The organism is Pseudoneobacillus rhizosphaerae (genome assembly GCF_917563885.1).
Lineage (GTDB): Bacteria > Bacillota > Bacilli > Bacillales > Cytobacillaceae > Pseudoneobacillus > Pseudoneobacillus rhizosphaerae.
The window spans coordinates 69,758-90,730 of sequence record NZ_CAKJTG010000010.1 but is presented as its reverse complement, the minus strand read 5'-3'; the positions used below and the strand labels follow the sequence as shown (position 1 = coordinate 90,730).

The window sequence follows — 20,973 nt, the reverse complement described above, 5'->3', positions numbered from 1 at the left end:
TTAACAGCTCTTAACTATTTGAATTTTCGCTTAATGTTGGTGTAGTATTAATATCTACCTTACCAAATTCAAGCTGGGATTTTAACGTAGATTTTACTTGTTCTAAAGCGGTTTGATCTAATTGGTAGTAGTAAATACCGCTAATTCTTGAATTAGAACCAGCTAATGTTAAGGATTCTACATTTAACTGATTTCCAGCAGTTGCATAGTCAATAAACGATTTCATTTCATTAAATGAAAGATCGGTTTCCATATTTTCACCAACGGCTTCAATCACATTACCATATTTCGTTATGGATTTTGCTGAGGAAGCTTTGTTAATAATCGATTTAATAACTTCTTGTTGACGTTTACCACGTTCAATATCACTGTCAATTTTTCTTGTTCTAGCATAAGCAAGTGCTTCTTCACCATTAAGTGTTTGAAAGCCTGGCTGAAGTTGAATGGCGTGATGTCGATCCTGTGAATCCATTTCATCAATTGCTTTTGTCACATCAACGTCAATACCACCAAGAGCTTCGACAACATCAATGAATGCTTCAAAGTTCATTTTGACATAATAATCAACAGGGATATCAAGCAATTCTTCAACTGTTTCCATAGTTGAAGTAATGCCCCCTTTTCCATATGCATGATTAATTTTGTCTTCACGACCTTTGCTCGGGATATAGACGTAACTATCACGAGGGATACTCAGAAGCTTTACTGATTTTTGCTTTTGATTAAAAGTGGCAAGCATCAATGCATCTGTTCTTAAAGCTTTCTCTCCACGCTTTTTACTTTCGTCTAGACCGGCGAATAGAACAGTAATATTATCAAATGCAGGATCCACTTTCTTTTCCCGCTTAGAGCTAGTCCGATCGACTGGTTTATAAGAATTTCCCATTGCCGTTTCAGCTTTATTATATAAATAAGTGGCATAGACTCCTCCAGCAAAGAGAAGGACTAGTAGAGGTGCCACAATCCAGTAAATCCATTTTTTACGACCCTTTTTCTTTTTTTGAAGTTTTAGTGAACGTCTTTCTAGAGACATATATTTTTCTCCTTTTACCAAAAGGTAAATATCCTTTGTGATATTGTTTATTAGACAAATTACATTTTACAACGTTTTTCGACATTCGTAAATTGAATTTTTTGGAGAATGCACTAGAAATTGTTTAAACACCTGGATTGAATCCATATAAATTAACTATCTGAGACCTCTTCCTCGAGATAGAGGACTTCACCTTTTGTAATTTTAGTTTGACCATTCGTAAGTTCAGTCATCCAAGCAATAAAATTTGGAACGTCGCTTTCTTCCACATAGGATTCGATTTCTACCTGATCTAAGTAATGGATTTCCTTTATTTGATATAAGGAATTTCGCAATTCGTTTTCAATTTTACCTAGCCAAGTATAATCGGCTTTTGTGTGGGTAATTCGCATCAATTTGCGCTCAACGATACCGGTTGTTTTAATTCCTTCGGAAGTAGCCTTTCCGTAGGCGCGAATAAGACCCCCTGCACCTAATTTTATTCCACCAAAGTAGCGAGTTATGACAACAACTGTATCTTTTAAATTCTTTTTTTTCAATACTTCTAAAATGGGTACTCCAGCTGTTCCGCTCGGTTCACCATCATCATTTGCTTTTTGAATGTGGTTGTTTTCTCCGATGATATAGGCAGAGCAATTATGAGTTGCATCCCAATGCTTTTTCTTAATAGTTTGGATAAATGCTTGTGCTTCTTCCTCACTTTCGGCACGACTAACATAGGAAATAAATCGTGAACGTTCAATCACGATTTCATTTTCACCATATTCTTTTACTGTATAATATTGTGGGAGCATGAAAAATCTCTCCTTTCTTGATATCAGCTTTCGGTAGTAAAATATCTATTCATGTTATAATTTATATTATAGTAGAAATTACGCTTATATGGTGGGTAGTTTATGGAAATCCGGAAATATCATGACGGACAGAAATGACAACGATCTATCGTAATCTTATTTTAAGTGAATAATAAAAATATTTAGATGTGAAAGCGGCTAAGAGGGATCATATATGGCGAAAAAGAAGTTCGATTCGAGATTGCTTGATCAAATATTAAATAAGATGATTGAGACGATTGGAACGAGTAAAGATGAAATATTTCAAATAAGTGAGAAATGTCGTAGTGAATCAGAAAGTATAACCGAAGATTTAAAAGAAGTGAATCAAATGGTTATTAAGGTGATGAATGAAGGAGATCAGCTTGATTCTCAGCTTCAAGTAGCCAGGAGGCGATTATCTGAGGTCAGCTTGCATTTTCAACAATTTAGTGAGGCGGAGGTTCGCGATGCTTATGAGCAAGCCCATCAGCTTCAAATGAATCTCATGATGAAAAGGCAACAGGAAAAAAAGCTTATGAACCGTAGTGATGAGTTAGAAAGGCGATTGCTTGGTATTCGAGATACCATTGACCGAGCAGAGGAATTGATTCCGCAGGTTTCTGTAGTAAAAAGCTATTTAGCTAGTGATTTAAAGGAAATTGGTAAGGCGTTAGAGGATGCTCAGTTAAAACAGGATTTCGGGTTAAAAATCATTGAGGCACAAGAAGAGGAGCGTAAGCGTTTATCACGTGAAATTCATGATGGACCAGCGCAAATGCTAGCCAACGTAATGATGCGTTCCGATCTAATAGAAAGAATTTTTAGAGAAAGAAGTGCTAAAGAAGGCTTTGAAGAAATGAAGAATTTCAAAAAAATGGTTCGTTCGGCTCTGTACGAGGTAAGAAGAATCATATATGATTTGAGACCGATGGCACTAGATGACTTAGGCCTTATACCTACATTGAAAAAATATTTACAAACAACAGAAGAATATCATAATAGTTCAAAAATAACATTCATTAACTTAGGACAAGACCGCAGGCTACTCACAAAGTTCGAGGTCTCACTTTTTCGTTTAATCCAAGAATCCGTTCATAATGCAATGAAACATGCTCAAGCGAAGGAAATAGTAGTGACGGTTGATTTAAGAAAGAATCGACTGATTGTCATCGTGCAAGACGATGGTAAGGGATTTGATTTAAACGGAGTGAAATTTCAATCCTTTGGAATTATAGGAATGAAAGAACGTGTAGAACTATTAGATGGGGAAATTACCATTGATTCACAGGTTGGAATAGGCACAACTGTGCGTATTGAAATACCTGTTGAAGATGAAAATCAATTGAATTCGGCTTTAAAGATATAGAGAAAGCGCAAAGGGAGGAAGTTTAGAATGCCAACAAAGATTGCAATTATCGATGATCATCAGTTATTTCGTGAAGGGGTTAAACGAATTTTGGATTTTGAGCCAAATTTTGAAGTAGTGGCTGAAGGGGATGACGGTAGTGAGGCACTTTCTCTAGTCGAAACGTATCGTCCGGATGTAATCATTATGGATATTAATATGCCTAAAATAAATGGTGTTGAGGCAACCCGTGAACTAATCAATCATTACCCTGATTCGAAGGTGCTTATTTTATCGATTCATGATGACGAAAATTATGTATCACATGCCTTAAAAACTGGCGCGACAGGCTACTTATTGAAAGAGATGGATGCTGATGCCCTCATTGATGCAGTAAAAGTTGTTGCGGATGGTGGCTCTTATTTACATCCGAAGGTTACTCATAATTTGGTAAAGGAATACCGTCGTTTAGCAATCAATGATAATAACCAGGAGGGTGGACAGTTCCAACAAGCTGAGGTTCGCCGTCCACTTCATCTGTTAACTCGTCGCGAATGTGAAGTCTTACAAATGCTAGCTGATGGAAAAAGTAACCGAGGTATCGGTGAAGCATTATTTATTAGTGAAAAAACAGTTAAAAATCACGTAAGTAATATTCTTCAAAAAATGAATGTGAATGACAGAACACAAGCCGTTGTCGAAGCGATTAAGAATGGTTGGGTCTTCGTAAATTAGGATTAAGTAAAAAAGTCCAGTTTCCTGAATTAAGGGAACTGGACTTTTTTTCTAGAGTAGATAAAAAATGATTAATTAGCGGTATCACAACAATTTGCCTTATCGAATACGATGATAAAAATATGGTAATTTAGTGATTGAGAATTTTAGGACAATGTCTATTACCTAGGAGGAATTTTATAAAATATTTACACAATAACGGTTCATGAAATGGAAGGAATTTGCCTTATGTCAATTGAGGAAAGAGAGCTGTTCTTTTCAATAATGAAAGACGCCTATCTAAGAGGCATAACTAGTAATGAGCTATCGGTTGAAACATTAGTCAATGAAATTAAACAGAAACTTATGCCAATCTTAGCAAAAGATATAATTGGACAAGGAGAGGTCTGAATCCACAATGGATTTGGCCTCTATTTGCTGTTTTACCAAAAAAATACATTTGGACTATGACATTTGTCATGTTTAATAAGTGCAATTTTTAGTTTTATCATTTAAAATAAATATTAATGAAGAACGATTTTTAAAATTAGTGTTAATAAAGAAGGATGGTAATTTTTTTATGAAAACGGCAGTTGTCACGGATAGTACAGCATACATACCGAAGGAAATCCGAGAAAAACTTAACATACATATGATTCCATTAAGTGTTATCTTTGGTGCTGAGGCATATCGAGAGGAAATTGAAATCAGTGCAACTGAGTTTTTTGAAGAAGTCAAGACACGAGACCTTCCAACTACATCACAGCCGCCAGTGGGAGAGTTCGTTGAGCTATATAAGAAGTTAGCTGCTGAATATGATGCGATTATTAGTATACATTTATCTAGTGGAATAAGTGGGACGTACCAAGGGGCGGTTGCAGCAGCAAGCATGGTTGATGAAATAAAGGTGTATCCATTTGATTCAGAAATTAGCTGTATGGTGCAGGGGTTCTATGTATTAGAAGCGGCTGAATGGGCTTTGCAAAATAAATCAGCTACTGAAATTATGGAACGTCTTGAGGAAATGAGAAAAACAAATGATGCTTATTTCATGGTCGACGACCTATCGCATTTGCAGCGTGGTGGGAGATTGTCCAGTGCTCAAGCATTTATTGGTAGCTTATTACAAGTAAAGCCATTATTACATTTTGTAGATAAAAAAATTGTACCATTTGAAAAAATTCGTACCCGTAAAAAAGCGATGAAGCGGGTTGCAAATCTGTTAGGTGAAGCTGTTAAAAGTGGTGAACCTTTTCATGCGGTCATTATTCATGCTAATCGTGAAGCAGAGGCACTTGAATGGAAGCAGGAGCTTGAAGCTGTATTTTTAAATGTTGAGTTTACGATTAGCTACTTCGGTCCCGTGATAGGGTCACATTTAGGAGAAGGCTCAATGGGACTTGGGTGGGTAAAAAAATAATAATTCTAACGGAAAGAACAGAACATTCAACAAGAAACACGCCATTCCAAGTTTTTTTGGAGTGGCGTTTTATATTTTAAAATGAGGTGAATTTAATGGTTCAAAATACAAATTTTCAAAGTAACCCTCAGCTTCAAACCTTTTTATCAGGAAGACAGCTTTTAGTAGGTGACATCCCCTTTTCACATGAAGAAGTTCAGCAGCATTTTGAAAATGGCTATGTTCAGTATCGAGAAGGCTTAGTGCTTCAAAACTCTAAATATAAGTGTAATCGGTGTGGAAATTCTGAATCTCATTTTTTTGGAGAATTTCCATGTGTAAGATGTGGACAAAAATGCCATTATTGTCGTAAATGTATCATGATGGGACGAGTAAGTTCTTGTAGTTCATTAGTATGTTGGTGTGGACCACCTAAGGATTTACCAGCGACGTCCCAACCACTTGAATGGCAAGGGACGCTATCAGAGGGTCAACAACACGCCTCCGATCAATTAGTCGAAGCCGTAAATCTTCATCAGGATTTGCTAGTGTGGGCCGTTTGTGGGGCTGGAAAAACAGAAGTATTATTTGCTGGCATCGGTACGGCCTTGTCAAAAGGGAAACGAGTGTGTCTAGCGACGCCTAGAACTGATGTCGTTCTTGAGTTAACCCCAAGGCTTCGAAAAGTATTCCCGGATATATCTGTTGCTTCTTTATATGGAGGTAGTGACGATCGCCATCAATTTGCGGCGCTCACAATAGCAACTACCCATCAGCTATTAAGATTTTATCAAGCATTTGACATGATGATTGTAGATGAAGTAGATGCCTTCCCGTACACTGCGGATGAATCACTCCAATTTGCTGTTCAACAAGCAAGGAAAAAACAATCTTCGCTTATTTTTTTAACGGCAACCCCAAATGAAAAATGGCAACGTCAATGTCGCTCGGGTAAACGAAGTTATGTTACTATTCCTGCAAGATTCCATCGACATCCTTTATCTTTACCAAAGTTTGTTTGGTGCGGAAACTGGAAAAGTAAATTGGAAAAAAAACGTCTTCCTGAAAATGTACTTCAGTGGGCTCGCAGTCGCATACAAAACCAAAAGCAAGCATTGATCTTCTTCCCCAATATTCGCCTCATGGAGAAAACGATTTCTTTATTTCGTACCATTGATCCCAAGATTGAAACCGTTCATGCTGAAGACCCTTTGCGTAAGGAAAAGGTACAAGCAATGCGTAATCACGAAACACTAATCCTACTTACAACGACAATTCTCGAACGAGGAGTCACATTTCCAAATATTGATGTAGCCGTTGTTGGAGCAGAAGAAGAAATTTTTACAGAAAGCGCACTCGTTCAAATTTCGGGCCGTGTTGGCCGCAGTTCTAAATATCCAAGTGGAAATATCACCTTTTTTCACTATGGGAAAAGCCAGGCAATGATTAAAGCCTATAAACAAATTGACCATATGAATAAGGAAGCATACAGAAAAGGATTGATAGACTATGTTTAGGGGGTGGTTTGATTGTAATTATTGTTTAATTTGTCATGATAGGATTGAGTCAACATTGAGTTGGGTGGATTTGTTTGTACCTGAGCAGAAGGAGGTTGTTTGTTATGAATGTCTAACAAAACTGGAAAGAATCGAAGGGGTAAAGTGTCAAATTTGTATGCGTTCATTTTTAAAATTGGATGCATACTATCAAAAAGGAGAACTTTGCTTCGATTGCTATCGCTGGGAAGAGGAACCAAACTATAAAGGCATATTAACACAAAATTACTCCCTTTATTCTTACAATCAATTTCTAAAGGAGTTAATCGCTAAATATAAATATAGGGGTGATTATGTCCTAGCGAAAATATTTGCTAGTGAGATTGAAAAAAAAATAAAAGAAATGAAGCCTAACTATATCATCCCGATTCCTTTGAGTGAGGAACGAATATATGAGAGAGGCTTTAATCAAGCTGAAGCACTTATATTAGAAGCTGGGTTTCAATCAACGAACATATTAACGAGAATTCATAGTGAAAAGCAATCGAAAAAATCTAGAACAGATCGAATCCATCTTCCTCAAGTTTTTCATACGACAGCCCAAGTGACTGGAAAAGTAATGATAATCGATGATATTTACACAACAGGCTCTACGTTAAGGCATGCTGCAAGGGTACTGAAAGGTATTGGAGCAAATGAAATAATCTCTATTACTATTGCTAGAGGATAACAATAAGGTATGTTTTACATGATGAGCAAATAGAATCTATAAACCTTTACTTAAAACGTGCAGTTATTTCCTTAATTTAATGCTTGTCAAGTTTCAAGCGATGTTTGTCACAATTATTCTAAATAAATCGTCAATATCATGACAATTAAATTTTCTTCTGTTTTAGCAGGATTTTCATAGGGTAAAATAGAAATGTAATATCATAGTCTTTTTTTAAAAGGAGGAGCTCACTTATGAATTATGTCATTCGTGGTGAAAACATTGAGGTAACTCCAGCAATTCGAGAGTACGTAGAGAAAAAAATCTCAAAATTGGAGCGCTATTTTACCGAAACACCGGAGGCAAACGTACACGTTAACTTAAAAGTTTATCAAGATAAAAAGGCTAAGGTAGAAGTTACGATTCCCCTTCCACATCTTGTATTGCGAGCAGAAGAATCAAACGATGATATGTATGCGGGTATTGACTTAATTTCAGATAAATTAGAACGTCAAATTCGTAAACACAAAACTAAGGTCAATCGTAAATTCCGTGAAAAAGGCGATGTTGGATCATTCTTTGCAGTTTCAACTGAGAGTCCAGAAATACACGTGGATGAAGATGATTTAGAGCTAGTGCGTACAAAGCGTTTCGATTTGAAACCGATGGACAGTGAAGAAGCTATTCTTCAAATGAACATGCTTGGTCATAATTTCTATGTTTACACAAATTCTGATACAAATCGTACTAATGTCGTTTATAAGCGTAAAGATGGTCGATATGGTCTAATTGAAACTCATTAATAGCAAAAGAAAGAGAGCTTACCCTTAATTTAAGGATAGGCTCTTTTTTTGCATTTATAAAGGACAGGTTTCTTCCGAACTTTTACCTATCTTCTATTGTAAAAAAGCTTTTTACTAAAAAGTCTCAAATAGTTTCTTGAGAAATTCTTAACCACTATTGAAACTAAAGTGGAAATACTTGCCTGTTGTGTGGAAATTTTCTGAATATATCCTCGTATTTTAATTTTTAATCCTGTCAAAAAGATAGTTTTATTTACGTGAAAATACTAAAAAATATGTCAATATTTTATAAAACGTTAGAATTTTGTTAGAATTATTTAAATATTTTGTGAGTATCACCTATAGACAAGAAATGAAATTGTCCTAATTGTTAGATAATTTTAGCTGAAAAGGCTGAAAAAAGGTGATTTTCGCATAAAATTACTTCGTAACTCGAATATTACAGAAAGCGACAGGTTGAACAATTTGTTATTTTTATGTTGACTTTTTGAGGATTTTTTCCTAAGACTTTTATGCTATAAATATGTTTAGACATATCTTAATTTTCTAACAACTTTTATTAACAGGAAAAGGGAGGGAGCTTTTCAAACTGATCCAAGCTTACTTTCAAAAATTTCTAAGGGGGAAAATCATGTTGAATTGGCGGAAATTTATCGTTACAGGCGCACTTGCAACTACACTTACATTTAGCAGTATTTCTGCATTGGCGGTAAGTTTTGATGATGTAAGTTCGAACGAAGCTTCAATTACTAAATTAGTATCATTAGGTGTTGTTGTAAACAACGGCGCTAACTTTAATCCAGACAAAGGCTTAACTCGTCAAGAGTTTGCTGAAATTTCAAGCAGAATCATGACTTTAAGCGCTCCAAAAACTGTAAAAATCAGTGATGTGAAAAACAATGCAGCTGTTACTAAAGCTGTAGGCGCTGGAATCCTTACAGTTAATAGCAAAGGTCAATTCAAACCGAAAAATGCTATTACATACTCTGACTTAGCAAGAGGATTAGCATACGGACTTGGATTCAAAAAATCTTGGTCAAATCGTCCAATCGATCACTTATATTTCTTAGAGCGCAAAGGTGTTCTTAGCATTGATACTGATTTAGACGCTGTTGTAACTAGAGAAGATGCTGCAGTTGCAGTTGACAATTTTATGACTGTTAGCGATAGCTATACTAAAGCTTCTGGTATTGTAGACCGTGTTACTGGAAATGTATTGATTGTAAAAACTGACTCTGGTTCAGCTTCTTACAAAATCAATTCTAAAGCTTCATTATTCATGGATGAGCAAGCTGCATCACAAGGTAACCTTGCAAAAGGAACTGATGTTAACTTTATCCTAAACAAAAAAGGTGAAGTTGCTTACTTAACTGGAAATGGATTAGAAGTATTTGATGGTAACTTAGGATACGCTGGCGGTAACTTAACGTTCAATGGCGCTGCTAAGAACTTCAAGTTAAATGCAGTTGTTGTAGCATTACCTAATAATGCAGCTGTACCATTTACTTACACTGAGTTCAGTAACTATGCATCTAAAGCTGGTGTGAGCTTCGGAGGAACACTTTATTCTAATACTGCAACTGACGAAATCACTATGTTAGAAGCTTATGTTTCAAAGGTTGCTAACAGAGTATTCACAGTTTCAAATGGTAAAGTAACTTATGATTTTGCTGATGTAGCACTTAAAGCACAAACCTTCACAATGAGCGAAGAAGCAACTTATACGCTTCTTGAAGGTGAAAAAGGCGAAACAAAAACAACTAAAACACTTGCTGAACTTACAGCATTACAAGCTTCTGGAAAAGTGTTAAAAGGAACTCTAGTTGCGGGTGCTGACGGTTTAGGATTATCTTTAGAATTTACTGCTACAGCTCCAGCTGCGAAGTAATTTTTTCGAAAAAATACGATTGGGGGAAATATTAACGATGCAAAACTTCAAAAAGAAATTATTAACAACAACATTAGCATCAGCAGTTGCACTTGGCGGCTTCTCTTTCCTAGCTACTGATAGTGCAGATGCAGCACGTCCTGGTTACGACCCTAAAAAAGTCGGCGGTAAAGTTATTTTAACATCTTTCTCAGATGCTGTAAGATTAATCCCTTACACAACTTCTGACTCTGCTTCAAGTCGTATCCAAGGTATGATCTTCGAAGGAATGTTAAACCTTGACCAAAAAGGTAATCCAATTCCACAATTAGCTACAAAGTGGACATACGATAAAGCGTCAATGACTTACACATTTGACCTTCGTAAAGGGGTTAAATGGCATGATGGCAAGCCATTTACTGCTGATGACGTAGTATTCTCTTACCAAATGTACATGAATCCTAAGTCAATCAACAGCTATATTGGTGACTTCGGAACAATCAAAAGCGTAACTAAAACAGGTACGCACCAAGTTAAGATTCAATTAAAAGAAAAAGATGCTCTAATTGTATCTAACGTATTCCCAGCAGCAATCATCCCTAAACATAAGTTCCCTAAGGGTGTTGATGACTTTAACAAAAACAATACGGTTCACCGTAACCCAGTTGGTACAGGTCCATTCGTTTTCAAAGAGTGGAAAACAGATGAGCGTATCGTTGTTAAAGCTAACAAGAGCTACTGGAATGGCCGTCCATACATGGATGAAGTTATCACACGTATCCTTCCAGATGCTAACGTAGAAGCAATCAACTTAATTAAAGGTGACGTTGACTGGGTAGAAGCATTAACTCCAGCTACAATTGCACAGGTTGCTAAAGATAAAGACTTGAAAATCACGAAGTGGGATTACGGTCAATTTGACTTTATCGGCTTCAACTCTAAAGTTGCACCATTTAATGATGTAAGAGTTCGTCAAGCGTTAACACACGGATTAAACCGTCAATCGATCGTTGATAAAATCATGTTAGGTAAAGCTTACATTGCAAGTGGACCTTTCCATCCGAAAATTCCACAAAACAATCCAGCTGTTAAGCCTTTAGCGTTTGACCAAAAGAAAGCTGCTGCATTATTAGATGCTGCTGGCTGGAAAAAAGGTAGCGATGGTATCCGCGCTAAAGACGGCAAAAAGATGGATTTTGAATTCTACTTCAACAACGGTAACAAGAGCCGTGAAAAAATCGGACTACTTGCTCAACAAGACTGGGGTAAGTTAGGCGTTAAGGTTTCTGTACGTGGATTAGAATGGTCAATCTTCCTTGACAGATATGCAAAAGGTGAGTTAGACACATTCGCATTAGGATGGGGCGGATATGACGGAAACGTTGAACACAAAGGTTTCTTCCATTCTGAAAATATCCCAACTGCAACTTCTCCAGGTAACAACCGTAACCGTATCGATGATCCAAAAATCGATAAGTGGTTAGATACCTATCTACAAGAAGAAGACCGTAACAAGCGTATTAAAATATACCAAGAAATGCACAAATACATGGCTGAAAATGCTACTGTAATTTGGACAGTTCACCCAATGAAAAATATGGGTCATGATAAAGACCTAAAAGGAATTAAAACAACATTATCTTCTCCAATGTTCAATCTTGAAGATTGGTACTGGGGTACAGCTGCAAAAAGAAAATAAAAAGTTGTAGTTAAAGCGGCCGTTGCGACGAGAGTCGCTACGGCTTTCTTTTATAAAAAAATCCAAAACGCTATACCCAAATAGAGAATATTAATCTCATAGATTAATATTTTTCCAGTACTTACCTCGAAAGTAAGTCTTCTATAAAAGTATAGAAGCTAGATTCATAAATTACATTTATACTATGCTAAAAGAAAGTGGGGAGACCTTTGACTAAATACATTATTCGAAGAGTGCTTCAAGCGATACCTCTATTATTTATTATCTCTATTATCTCTTTCTTACTCATGTCATTGGCACCTGGGGATCCTACCGCGATGTATGAGAACCCTGAAGCTGGAAATGAACAAGATCTATCAGCTATTAGAGAACAGTTAGGTGTGGATGACCCTATTTATGTTCAATATTATAAGTGGCTAAAGCTATTAGTGTTAGAAGGAAATATGGGATATTCCTTCCAAGATGGACAACCAGTATTGGAAAAAATCCTTCAACGTGTTCCAGCAACATTATTGTTAATGGCAACAGCAATAGTCATTTCTATTATTATTGCGATTCCAATTGGTGTTTTTTCAGCCGTTAAGAAGTATTCCATATTCGATTATTTCTTTACATTTACATCGTTTTTAGGTATAGCAGTACCTTCGTTCTTCATTGCTCTTATTGCTATTCTCGTTTTCTCTTTAAAATTAAGTTGGTTCCCAGTTTCAGGGTTGAGGGAAAATTATGATGCATTTGATTTATGGGATCGTATTCATCACTTAGCATTGCCTTCCTTAACGCTAGCTTTTGGATTAATCGCTTCAAAATCTCGCTATATGCGTTCAAGTATGCTTGAAGTAATCAAACAGGACTATGTCAGAACAGCTAGAGCAAAAGGTTTATCTGAAGGTAAAGTTATTTTCAAACATGCGTTACGTAATGCATTAATTCCAATCATTACAATCTTGGCGCTACAACTTCCTGCATTATTCGGAGGTTCCCTATTTATTGAGCAACTATTTGCATGGCCAGGGATGGGAAGATTAACCGTTAATGCTATCTTTATCCGTGATTATCAAGTAATTATGGGAACGACGATGATTGCTGGTGTAATGGTTGTCTTTTCAAATCTAATAGCTGATATTTGCTATGCCATTGTGGATCCGCGCATCCAAGTAGGCAAGAACTAGAGAGGAGCAGAAATAAATGGGGATTCCTAATCCATCTGTGAATAGTCCAGTACAATTAAAAACGCCCAAAACGTCTGAAAAGGATTTAAAAATTGAGAGTAAAGCTTCGGTCATTTGGCGCCGTTATAAAAAAAATAAACTGGCAGTAATTGGTTTACTTGTTTTTTCAACTATGTGCTTTTTAGCGATATTTGCACCACTATTAACACCGTATAAACCTGACGTTTATGATATTTTAGATCAATTTTTACCTCCAGGTAATGACCCATTCTCTGGTAAGTTTCATTTAATGGGTACCGATGCTATGGGTGGAGATGTTTGGACACGTATTGTATTTGGGGCCAGAATTTCATTAAGTGTGGCATTGTTAGCTTGTATTTGTACGGTTTCAGTTGGTATTATTTATGGCGCTGTTTCAGGTTATTTTGGAGGCTGGATTGATAATATTATGATGCGTATCGTTGATGCGATTCAATCAATCCCAACATTCTTCTTATTATTAATCGTTGCAGCAATCATCACACCATCTTTATGGTCTACCGTTCTAGTATTGAGTGTTTTCGGTTGGACAGGAATGGCTCGTATCGTTCGTGGTGAAATTTTATCATTAAAGAAACGTGATTACGTAGAAGCAGCAAGAGCAACTGGTGAGAAGAAAGCTAGCACTATTTTTTATCACGTACTACCGAATGCGATTGCTCCAATTACTGTTATTGCTACATTAGATATCGCTGCAAATATTTTAGCAGAGGCTTCACTTAGCTTTTTAGGATTAGGTATTCAGCCACCAACACCAAGCTGGGGGAATATGCTTACATCTGCACAGGAATTAACAACGGTAATGGATTATGTTTGGGTCATTATTTTCCCAGGTTCATTTATTATCTTAACAGTATTAGCAGTCAACTTTATTGGTGATGGTCTTCGTGACGCTCTTGATCCAAGAATGAAAGAATAGGAGGAACAATCATGTCTACAACGATGACAAAAACAGATACACTTGTATCAGTCGAAAATTTAAAAACTTATTTTTATACAGAAGATGGAATTGTTCCTGCTATTGATGGAGTGAGCTTTGAGGTTAAAAAAGGTGAAACACTTGCCATCGTTGGAGAATCAGGAAGTGGTAAAAGTGTTACGTCTCTATCCATTATGAGATTAATTCCTCAACCACCTGGAAAAATTCTGGATGGGGACATTAAGTTCCAAGGTGAAAGCCTTTTAGCTAAGTCAGATAAAGAAATGCGTGCGATTCGTGGAAATCGAATTTCAATGATATTCCAAGAACCTATGACGTCATTAAATCCAGTATATAAGGTTGGAGACCAAATCTCTGAAACAATTATTCTTCACCAAAAGAAGAACAAAAAAGAAGCTCTTGCTGAAGCTATTAATCTTTTAAATTTAGTTGGAATACCTGAGCCGGAAAGACGCATTAATCAATACCCACATGAACTAAGTGGTGGGATGAGACAACGTGTTATGATTGCGATTGCGCTTGCATGTCATCCTGAGCTTTTAATTGCCGATGAGCCGACTACTGCACTTGATGTTACGATTCAAAATCAAATTTTGCAGTTAATGAAAAATTTAAAGCAAAAGTCCAATATGTCTATCATGCTTATCACTCATGATCTTGGAGTAGTTGCAGAAATGGCAGACCGTGTTGTTGTTATGTATTCTGGCCAAATTGTTGAGCAAGGTGACGTCTTTACTATTTTTGAAAATCCTAAGCATCCTTATACAGAAGGCTTGCTTAAATCAATGCCTAGTGCTGAAAAGCGTGTAGGTAAACTGTATGCAATTGATGGAGTAGTTCCAAATCCTTTAAATCTTCCACCTGGTTGCCGTTTTGCTGATCGTTGTGAATATGCAACATCACTTTGTCATCAGGAAATGCCACAAATTCAGGAAATAAATGAAAATGAAGTTGTGCGCTGCTGGAAATACACGGACCGTTGGGAGGCGTAGACATGTTAAGTGGAGTAGTAGAACCAGTTCAAAGTGATAAAAAGGTAGAAAAAGTGAACCAAGAAATCCTATTAAGTGTTAAAGATATCAAAATGCATTTCCCAATCAAGGGTGGACTTTTAGGTCGAACTCAAGGTCATGTTAAAGCAGTAGATGGAGTTAGCTTTGATATTATTAAAGGGGAGACACTAGGGCTTGTTGGAGAAAGTGGTTGTGGAAAATCGACTACTGGACGTGTATTACTACGTCTTCTTGAAGCTACGAGTGGTTCTGTCAATTTTGATGGTAAAGAGATCTTCTCATTAAATGACAACGACTTAAGAGCTACAAGAAGTGATATGCAGCTTATATTCCAAGATCCTTTTTCTTCGTTAAATCCAAGATTAAGTGTTGGTGAAACGCTTTCACGTGTTCTAAAGATACACGGTGTTAAAGATCCTCAGGAACGTGAAAATCGCATTAAAGAAGTGTTAGAGCTTGTTGGTTTAACCTCATTCCATATGAGACGTTACCCACATGAATTCAGTGGTGGACAAAGACAACGTATCGGGATTGCCCGTGCACTTATCTTAAATCCGAAGTTAATCGTTCTGGATGAGCCAGTTTCAGCTCTAGATGTATCCATTCAATCACAGGTTGTTAACTTACTAGAAGATCTACAAGAAAAATTTGGATTAACATACTTATTCGTTTCGCATGGTCTAAATATTGTTCGTCACATTAGCGATCGTGTTGGGGTTATGTACTTAGGAAAAATGGTAGAGTTAGCAGATTCAGATACTTTATTTGAATCACCGAAACATCCATATACACAAGCGTTGATTTCTGCTAACCCAATTCCTAATCCAAGATTACGTGATAAGCCGAAAATTATTTTACAAGGCGATGTACCAAGCCCAATCAATCCGCCTTCCGGTTGTTACTTCCATACACGTTGTCCGTATGCTCAACCAAAATGTCGTGAGGAAGCGCCAGAATTTGTGAAAACGGGTGAAAATCAATACGTTGCATGTCATTATCCATTATCGTAATATAGTAAAAGTTAACTTTTTGTAAAAAATACATGTCATATTCCGAATCTTAAGAAATTATTTACCATTCGAAAGGATTGTGATATGATATAACGAAGGCATAACTGTCTTTAGTACTGTATGGGGGAGTACTATGGAAAAAAAATTGTTGATAATCGAAGAAGATTCCCAAACAAGTAATAAATTATCCCAATTTTTCGAACCATACTTTGAGGTGCATCCATTTAATAATGGACTACTGGGGTTAATTACAGCGATTGAATCAAAACCAAACATCGTCATCATTAACCATAGTCTATTAAATGTAAATAGCCTTGAGCTATGCCGACAAATGAGGCAAAAGTTAAACTCTATTATAATCGTTTTAGGAAAACCCCTATCAGAAGAGGCGACAATCAAGTATTTTGAAGCAGGGGCGGATGATGTCATTACATATCCCGTAACCTTTCCAATCCTATTGTGCAAAATAAATGTTCTACTCGATCACATTTCCGCTAAAAAATCTGCTGAAGACGATAAAATTCAATTTGGCCGATTGAAGATGAATAAAGTCACTTTTAAAGTTCATTACGATAAAAAAGTACTAAACTTTACTAAAAAGGAATTTTCGATTCTTTGGACACTTGTGAAAAAACAAGATGAGGTTGTGACTCGCGAAGAACTGCTCCGTGTAGTATGGAGCTATGAGCACCTTGACGACGATCGTATGATAGATACCCATTTGAACAGAATTCGAAAAAAGCTTAAACAAAATAGTATTCACATTAATATTAAAACTGTTTGGGGAATCGGATACAAATTACACGTCGATGAAAATGAAACGGTTGAAATAGTCGAAACAAAATAAAGTTAAAATACCCTGCCGACCAGAGCAGGGTTTTTATTTGCCTAAAAGCTTTAGCGCTTTAAAGTAATGGGGGACAGTCCCCACAACCTTTAAAGTGCTAAAGTACATTCACTAATAATTGTTACACTTTTATGAAATCGTTTATTATCATGATACTAAATGGAGTGTGGCCTATATTTGTTTACATTCACATCAGGTACAATTGGGGTATAGAAATTAAATAATTCTTTTAGTGAATTCCTTCTTGTGAATGAATTCACAAGAAGGAATTCACTAAAAAAGGGAGGTTATCAGTATGCTATTTTGGTTGCAGTTTTTCATTGTACTAGCTTGTATATTTATAGGGGCGCGTCTAGGAGGAGTGGGCCTTGGTGTTATGGGGGGGGTTGGTTTAGCCATACTTGTTTTTGGATTTGGTTTACAACCAACATCCGCTCCAATTGACGTGATGCTCATGATATTAGCCGTAGTAACAGCGGCTGGTGCTCTGCAGGCATCAGGAGGGATGGAGTATCTCGTCCACATAGCAGAAAAAGCATTACGAAAAAATCCAAAATGGATTACATTTATTGCTCCAATGGTAACGTATATCTTTACATTTTGTGCTGGGACTGGGCATGTTGCTTATTCGATTTTACCTGTTATTGCCGAAGTATCTCGTGAATCTGGTGTTAGGCCAGAAAGACCGATGTCAATCGCGGTTATTGCCTCTCAGCAAGCGATTACGGCAAGTCCTATTTCTGCTGCTACAGTTGCCTTGCTAGCATTGTTGACTGATTTTAATATTAGTTTACTAGATATTCTAATGATTAGTATTCCGTCCACTTTTATCGCCTGTATGTTAGCAGCATTTGTTTCAAGTAAGATGGGTAAAGAGTTAAATATGGACCCGGAATACCTAAAACGTTTGGAAGAAGGGCTTGCTCCAATAAAGAAGGATAAAATTGAATTTATTCCGTCAAAAGGAGCTAAGCTATCTGTTGTTTTCTTCTTATTGGCAGCGGTACTTGTTGTTATTCTTGGATCGATTGAAGAGCTTCGCCCAGGATGGACAATTGAGGGTGTTTTCACTCGAATGACAATGCCGGCAGCGATAGAGATTGTCATGCTGACTATCGCGGCTTTAATTATCATCTTTTGCAAGCCGAATGTAGAGAATATTGTATCAGGTACTGTCTTTAGAGCAGGTGCAACTGCTGTTGTTGCGATTTTTGGGATTGCTTGGATGGGTGATACCTTCTTTCAAGGAAATTTAGCATTGATTTCAGGATCAATTTCAGATTTAGTTACATCAGCACCATGGTTGTTTGCAATTGCTTTATTCGCGCTATCCATCTTGCTCTATAGCCAAGCAGCAACGGTTCGGACGTTAATGCCACTTGGAGTAGTACTTGGCATCAACCCAGCGCTACTTATTGCTATGTTTCCAGCCGTTAACGGATATTTCTTCATTCCAAACTATCCAACAGTCGTGGCTGCTATTAATTTCGATCGAACCGGAACAACACGAATTGGTAAATACATTTTAAATCACAGTTTTATGATACCGGGATTAATTGCTACCGTGACCTCAGTTGCGATAGGAATATTCCTAAGTACGATCTTATTGTAAAAATTTTTGGTTTTAAGCGAAAACAGGGTTAGGGGAGCATCCTCTAACCCTTTAATGCGCTAAACTACAAAGAAAAAGAAGGATTTCATCTGTTAATTCGAGAAATATAGTAGTAAATAATTTGGGAGGTTTGAGCGATGACATTTTCTATTGTGGGTTACTGTCCAATCGAAAAAGAGTGGGGCATTGCAGTTCAATCCAAGTTTCTTGCTGTAGGTGCGGTTGTACCATTTGCAAAGGCGGGTGTAGGTGCTGTTGCAACGCAGTCGTATGCAAATACTACCTATGGTCCACGGGCACTAGATTTGTTTGCCGAAGGGAAGACGGCAGAAGAAGCATTACAAATCATTACAGGAGATGACCAAGACCACCATTTACGTCAGGTAGGGTTAATCGATGCTCACGGTAACGCTGCTTCCTTTACTGGAGAAGGCTGCTATCATTGGGCAGGAGGAGTAACTGGTTCTCATTTTGCTACGCAAGGAAATATTTTAGTCGATGAAAGAACAGTTGAGGCGATGGCTTCTATTTTTACCAATAGTGAAGGTTCATTGGCTGAGAGATTACTTGCTGCTCTTTTCGCTGGACAGGAAGCAGGTGGGGACAGTCGAGGACAGCAATCAGCTGCTTTACTTGTCGTGAAGGAAAAAGGTGGCTATGCCGGCTTTAATGACCGCTACATTGATCTTCGAGTTGATGACCATCCTGAGCCGATAAAAGAACTCATTCGGATCTATCAATTGCAGCAATTATTTTTTGCTCCGACCAAACCCGAAAACATCGTTTCGATAGCGGGGCATGTAAAAGAGGAATTAACATTAAACCTCGATAGGCTAGGCTATCTAAGTAAAGAATTAGATTTACTACAAGCTTTAAAAACTTATATCCATACTGAAAACTTTGAAAATCGTGAGCAAGCAGCTGGGTATATTGATTTAGATATTTTAGCGTATATGAAAAAACAAGGATAATAATGAATAACCAACGGCATATAGCCCGTTGGTTATTCGTTATTTTTTGATTTGGATTAATAGAAGCTAAACGTGCCCGAAACCAGTAGAAAAGAGAGAAAACGGTAACGAATAGAGGTTAATCGTGCCCGAAATCAGTTGAAGAGAAAGAGAACGGTAACGATTAGAATTTAATCCTACTACCCGAAATCAGTCCAAATGAAAAAAACGACCAGACTAATCGGTCGTTTTTTCATTTGTATATCTATAAACTAAGCTAATCTCGATCTTAAAAAAGCATTTATAAAGTTATCTAACTCCCCATCCATAACAGCTTGCACATTACCAACCTCGGTATTAGTACGATGGTCTTTAACCATTGAGTAGGGATGAAAAACGTAAGAGCGAATTTGACTTCCCCAGCCAATTTCTTTTTGTTCTCCACGAATTTCAAGTAATTGCTTTTCTTTTTCTTCAATTTCGCGTTGGTATAGTTTTGCTTTCAACATCTTCATTGCTTGATCACGATTCTTAATCTGAGAGCGTTCTGTTTGGCACGTTACGACGACACCAGTAGGAGTATGAGTGATACGGACAGCTGAATCTGTCGTATTAATATGCTGCCCTCCAGCGCCGCTAGCGCGGTACGTATCAATCTTCAAATCCTCCGTGCGAATATCAATTTCAATTTCATCATTAAATTCTGGCATAACCTCACAAGAGACGAAAGAAGTATGTCGACGCCCAGATGAGTCAAATGGTGAAATGCGTACCAAGCGATGAACCCCTTTTTCCGCCTTCAAGTAGCCATAGGCATTGTGCCCTTTAATTAGTAGTGTCACGCTTTTAATTCCTGCTTCATCACCAGGCAAATAATCTAGCGTTTCAACCTTAAATCCGCGTTTTTCCGCCCATCGAGTGTACATTCGAAGAAGCATGGATCCCCAGTCTTGTGACTCGGTACCACCAGCACCTGGGTGTAGCTCAAGAATCGCATTATTTTTATCGTAAGGCTCACTTAATAACATCTGAAGCTCGTAGTCAGCTAAACGGGATACTAGCTCTTTTAATTCAGCTTCTAAGTCAGCCTGGAGTTCTTCGTCTTGCTCTTCCTTCACTAGCTCAAAAGTGAGTTCAAGATTTTCTTGAGACTCATTCAAAGCATGATATTCGTGGACCTGTTCCTTTAATCCATTTGACTCGTTGATAATGGTTTGTGCCGCTTGCTGATCATTCCAAAAATCAGGCTGAAGCATTTCCTCATCAAGTTCTGCAATACGAGCCTCTTTATTTTCTAGGTCAAAGAGACCCCCTAAAGTCTGCTAATTTCTTAGCTGTTTTCTCAAGTTCATTGCGAATTTCTGCTAATTCCATTATTAGTCACCTCTTAAAAACTTTTTTATAACTATTATATCGTCGAATACTTCAAATGCGAATATGAAAACAAAAAGAGAGCCGTAAAGCTCTCTTTCTTTAACGCATTAACGTGGAGCGGGACTGTCCCCGGCTG

General features: G+C 37.3%; 19 protein-coding genes. 16 read left to right on the top strand and 3 right to left on the bottom strand.

What is annotated here, in order from left to right:
* Positions 1–10: 10 nt before the first annotated feature.
* Together LRP83_RS10790 and LRP83_RS10785 are read right to left on the bottom strand one after the other, a co-directional pair.
* Entirely contained in the window at positions 11–1,033 is a 1,023-nt protein-coding gene (locus LRP83_RS10790) for an LCP family protein (protein WP_230496709.1), read from the bottom strand.
* 152 nt (positions 1,034–1,185) lie between these two features.
* A complete protein-coding gene (locus LRP83_RS10785; protein ID WP_230496708.1) occupies positions 1,186–1,827 on the bottom strand; it encodes a YigZ family protein in 642 nt (213 codons plus the stop codon).
* Positions 1,828–2,041: 214 nt separating this feature from the next.
* Here LRP83_RS10785 and LRP83_RS10780 point away from each other — a divergent pair, with 214 nt between their 5' ends.
* From LRP83_RS10780 to LRP83_RS10705, 16 genes are all read left to right on the top strand, one after another.
* Positions 2,042–3,214, top strand: a complete 1,173-nt coding sequence (locus tag LRP83_RS10780) for a sensor histidine kinase (RefSeq protein WP_230496707.1) — start codon at positions 2,042–2,044, stop codon at positions 3,212–3,214.
* Positions 3,215–3,241: 27 nt separating this feature from the next.
* Complete coding sequence (locus LRP83_RS10775; protein WP_230496706.1) at positions 3,242–3,928, top strand: response regulator transcription factor; 687 nt, start codon at positions 3,242–3,244, stop codon at positions 3,926–3,928.
* A 228-nt stretch (positions 3,929–4,156) separates the two neighbouring features.
* Positions 4,157–4,318 carry a YwzD family small protein gene (locus LRP83_RS10770; RefSeq protein ID WP_230496705.1) on the top strand — a complete coding sequence of 54 codons (162 nt, stop codon included), beginning with the start codon at positions 4,157–4,159 and terminating at the stop codon, positions 4,316–4,318.
* 169 nt (positions 4,319–4,487) lie between these two features.
* Positions 4,488–5,327 carry a DegV family protein gene (locus LRP83_RS10765; protein WP_230496784.1) on the top strand — a complete coding sequence of 280 codons (840 nt, stop codon included), beginning with the start codon at positions 4,488–4,490 and terminating at the stop codon, positions 5,325–5,327.
* Positions 5,328–5,422: 95 nt separating this feature from the next.
* A complete protein-coding gene (locus tag LRP83_RS10760; protein ID WP_230496704.1) occupies positions 5,423–6,823 on the top strand; it encodes an ATP-dependent helicase ComFA in 1,401 nt (466 codons plus the stop codon).
* A 157-nt stretch (positions 6,824–6,980) separates the two neighbouring features.
* Positions 6,981–7,532 (top strand): ComF family protein, encoded by a 552-nt coding sequence (locus LRP83_RS10755; protein WP_230496703.1) that lies wholly within the window; start codon positions 6,981–6,983, stop codon positions 7,530–7,532.
* A gap of 233 nt (positions 7,533–7,765) precedes the next feature.
* Positions 7,766–8,314: a ribosome hibernation-promoting factor, HPF/YfiA family gene (gene hpf / locus LRP83_RS10750; RefSeq protein ID WP_230496702.1), complete on the top strand. Its 549-nt coding sequence runs from the start codon at positions 7,766–7,768 to the stop codon at positions 8,312–8,314.
* A gap of 631 nt (positions 8,315–8,945) precedes the next feature.
* Entirely contained in the window at positions 8,946–10,202 is a 1,257-nt protein-coding gene (locus LRP83_RS10745; protein ID WP_230496701.1) for an S-layer homology domain-containing protein, read from the top strand.
* A 37-nt stretch (positions 10,203–10,239) separates the two neighbouring features.
* Positions 10,240–11,880, top strand: coding sequence for an ABC transporter substrate-binding protein (locus tag LRP83_RS10740; RefSeq protein WP_230496700.1), 1,641 nt, complete (start codon positions 10,240–10,242; stop codon positions 11,878–11,880).
* Positions 11,881–12,089: 209 nt separating this feature from the next.
* A complete protein-coding gene (locus LRP83_RS10735; RefSeq protein WP_230496699.1) occupies positions 12,090–13,052 on the top strand; it encodes an ABC transporter permease in 963 nt (320 codons plus the stop codon).
* Between the two features lie 16 nt (positions 13,053–13,068).
* The gene (locus tag LRP83_RS10730) at positions 13,069–14,010 is read left to right on the top strand and encodes an ABC transporter permease (protein ID WP_230496698.1); all 942 of its coding nucleotides are present in this window, start codon (positions 13,069–13,071) and stop codon (positions 14,008–14,010) included.
* A gap of 23 nt (positions 14,011–14,033) precedes the next feature.
* A complete protein-coding gene (locus LRP83_RS10725; RefSeq protein ID WP_230496783.1) occupies positions 14,034–15,023 on the top strand; it encodes an ABC transporter ATP-binding protein in 990 nt (329 codons plus the stop codon).
* A gap of 2 nt (positions 15,024–15,025) precedes the next feature.
* Complete coding sequence (locus tag LRP83_RS10720) at positions 15,026–16,054, top strand: ABC transporter ATP-binding protein (RefSeq protein WP_290369535.1); 1,029 nt, start codon at positions 15,026–15,028, stop codon at positions 16,052–16,054.
* Between the two features lie 133 nt (positions 16,055–16,187).
* Positions 16,188–16,901: a response regulator transcription factor gene (locus tag LRP83_RS10715; protein WP_230496697.1), complete on the top strand. Its 714-nt coding sequence runs from the start codon at positions 16,188–16,190 to the stop codon at positions 16,899–16,901.
* Between the two features lie 295 nt (positions 16,902–17,196).
* The gene (locus tag LRP83_RS10710) at positions 17,197–18,513 is read left to right on the top strand and encodes an anaerobic C4-dicarboxylate transporter family protein (RefSeq protein WP_230496696.1); all 1,317 of its coding nucleotides are present in this window, start codon (positions 17,197–17,199) and stop codon (positions 18,511–18,513) included.
* Positions 18,514–18,650: 137 nt separating this feature from the next.
* Positions 18,651–19,484 (top strand): DUF1028 domain-containing protein, encoded by an 834-nt coding sequence (locus tag LRP83_RS10705; RefSeq protein WP_230496695.1) that lies wholly within the window; start codon positions 18,651–18,653, stop codon positions 19,482–19,484.
* Between the two features lie 251 nt (positions 19,485–19,735).
* Here LRP83_RS10705 and prfB read toward each other — a convergent pair.
* Positions 19,736–20,837, bottom strand: a protein-coding gene (gene prfB, locus LRP83_RS10700) for a peptide chain release factor 2 (RefSeq protein ID WP_230496694.1) whose coding sequence is annotated in 2 segments (ribosomal slippage) — positions 19,736–20,764 and positions 20,766–20,837 — 1,101 coding nt in all. Because the reading frame shifts where the segments join, the coding sequence is not laid out codon by codon here.
* Between the last annotated feature and the right edge of the window lie 136 nt (positions 20,838–20,973).

Bases quoted from the DNA above. Each gene is read 5' to 3' on its own strand.
- LRP83_RS10790 (WP_230496709.1), bottom strand. From the start codon at position 1,033: ATGTCTCTAGAAAGACGTTCACTAAAACTTCAAAAAAAGAAAAAGGGT.
- LRP83_RS10785 (WP_230496708.1), bottom strand. From the start codon at position 1,827: ATGCTCCCACAATATTATACAGTAAAAGAATATGGTGAAAATGAAATC.
- LRP83_RS10780 (WP_230496707.1), top strand. From the start codon at position 2,042: ATGGCGAAAAAGAAGTTCGATTCGAGATTGCTTGATCAAATATTAAAT.
- LRP83_RS10775 (WP_230496706.1), top strand. From the start codon at position 3,242: ATGCCAACAAAGATTGCAATTATCGATGATCATCAGTTATTTCGTGAA.
- LRP83_RS10770 (WP_230496705.1), top strand. From the start codon at position 4,157: ATGTCAATTGAGGAAAGAGAGCTGTTCTTTTCAATAATGAAAGACGCC.
- LRP83_RS10765 (WP_230496784.1), top strand. From the start codon at position 4,488: ATGAAAACGGCAGTTGTCACGGATAGTACAGCATACATACCGAAGGAA.
- LRP83_RS10760 (WP_230496704.1), top strand. From the start codon at position 5,423: ATGGTTCAAAATACAAATTTTCAAAGTAACCCTCAGCTTCAAACCTTT.
- LRP83_RS10755 (WP_230496703.1), top strand. From the start codon at position 6,981: ATGCGTTCATTTTTAAAATTGGATGCATACTATCAAAAAGGAGAACTT.
- hpf (WP_230496702.1), top strand. From the start codon at position 7,766: ATGAATTATGTCATTCGTGGTGAAAACATTGAGGTAACTCCAGCAATT.
- LRP83_RS10745 (WP_230496701.1), top strand. From the start codon at position 8,946: ATGTTGAATTGGCGGAAATTTATCGTTACAGGCGCACTTGCAACTACA.
- LRP83_RS10740 (WP_230496700.1), top strand. From the start codon at position 10,240: ATGCAAAACTTCAAAAAGAAATTATTAACAACAACATTAGCATCAGCA.
- LRP83_RS10730 (WP_230496698.1), top strand. From the start codon at position 13,069: ATGGGGATTCCTAATCCATCTGTGAATAGTCCAGTACAATTAAAAACG.
- LRP83_RS10725 (WP_230496783.1), top strand. From the start codon at position 14,034: ATGACAAAAACAGATACACTTGTATCAGTCGAAAATTTAAAAACTTAT.
- LRP83_RS10720 (WP_290369535.1), top strand. From the start codon at position 15,026: ATGTTAAGTGGAGTAGTAGAACCAGTTCAAAGTGATAAAAAGGTAGAA.
- LRP83_RS10715 (WP_230496697.1), top strand. From the start codon at position 16,188: ATGGAAAAAAAATTGTTGATAATCGAAGAAGATTCCCAAACAAGTAAT.
- LRP83_RS10710 (WP_230496696.1), top strand. From the start codon at position 17,197: ATGCTATTTTGGTTGCAGTTTTTCATTGTACTAGCTTGTATATTTATA.
- LRP83_RS10705 (WP_230496695.1), top strand. From the start codon at position 18,651: ATGACATTTTCTATTGTGGGTTACTGTCCAATCGAAAAAGAGTGGGGC.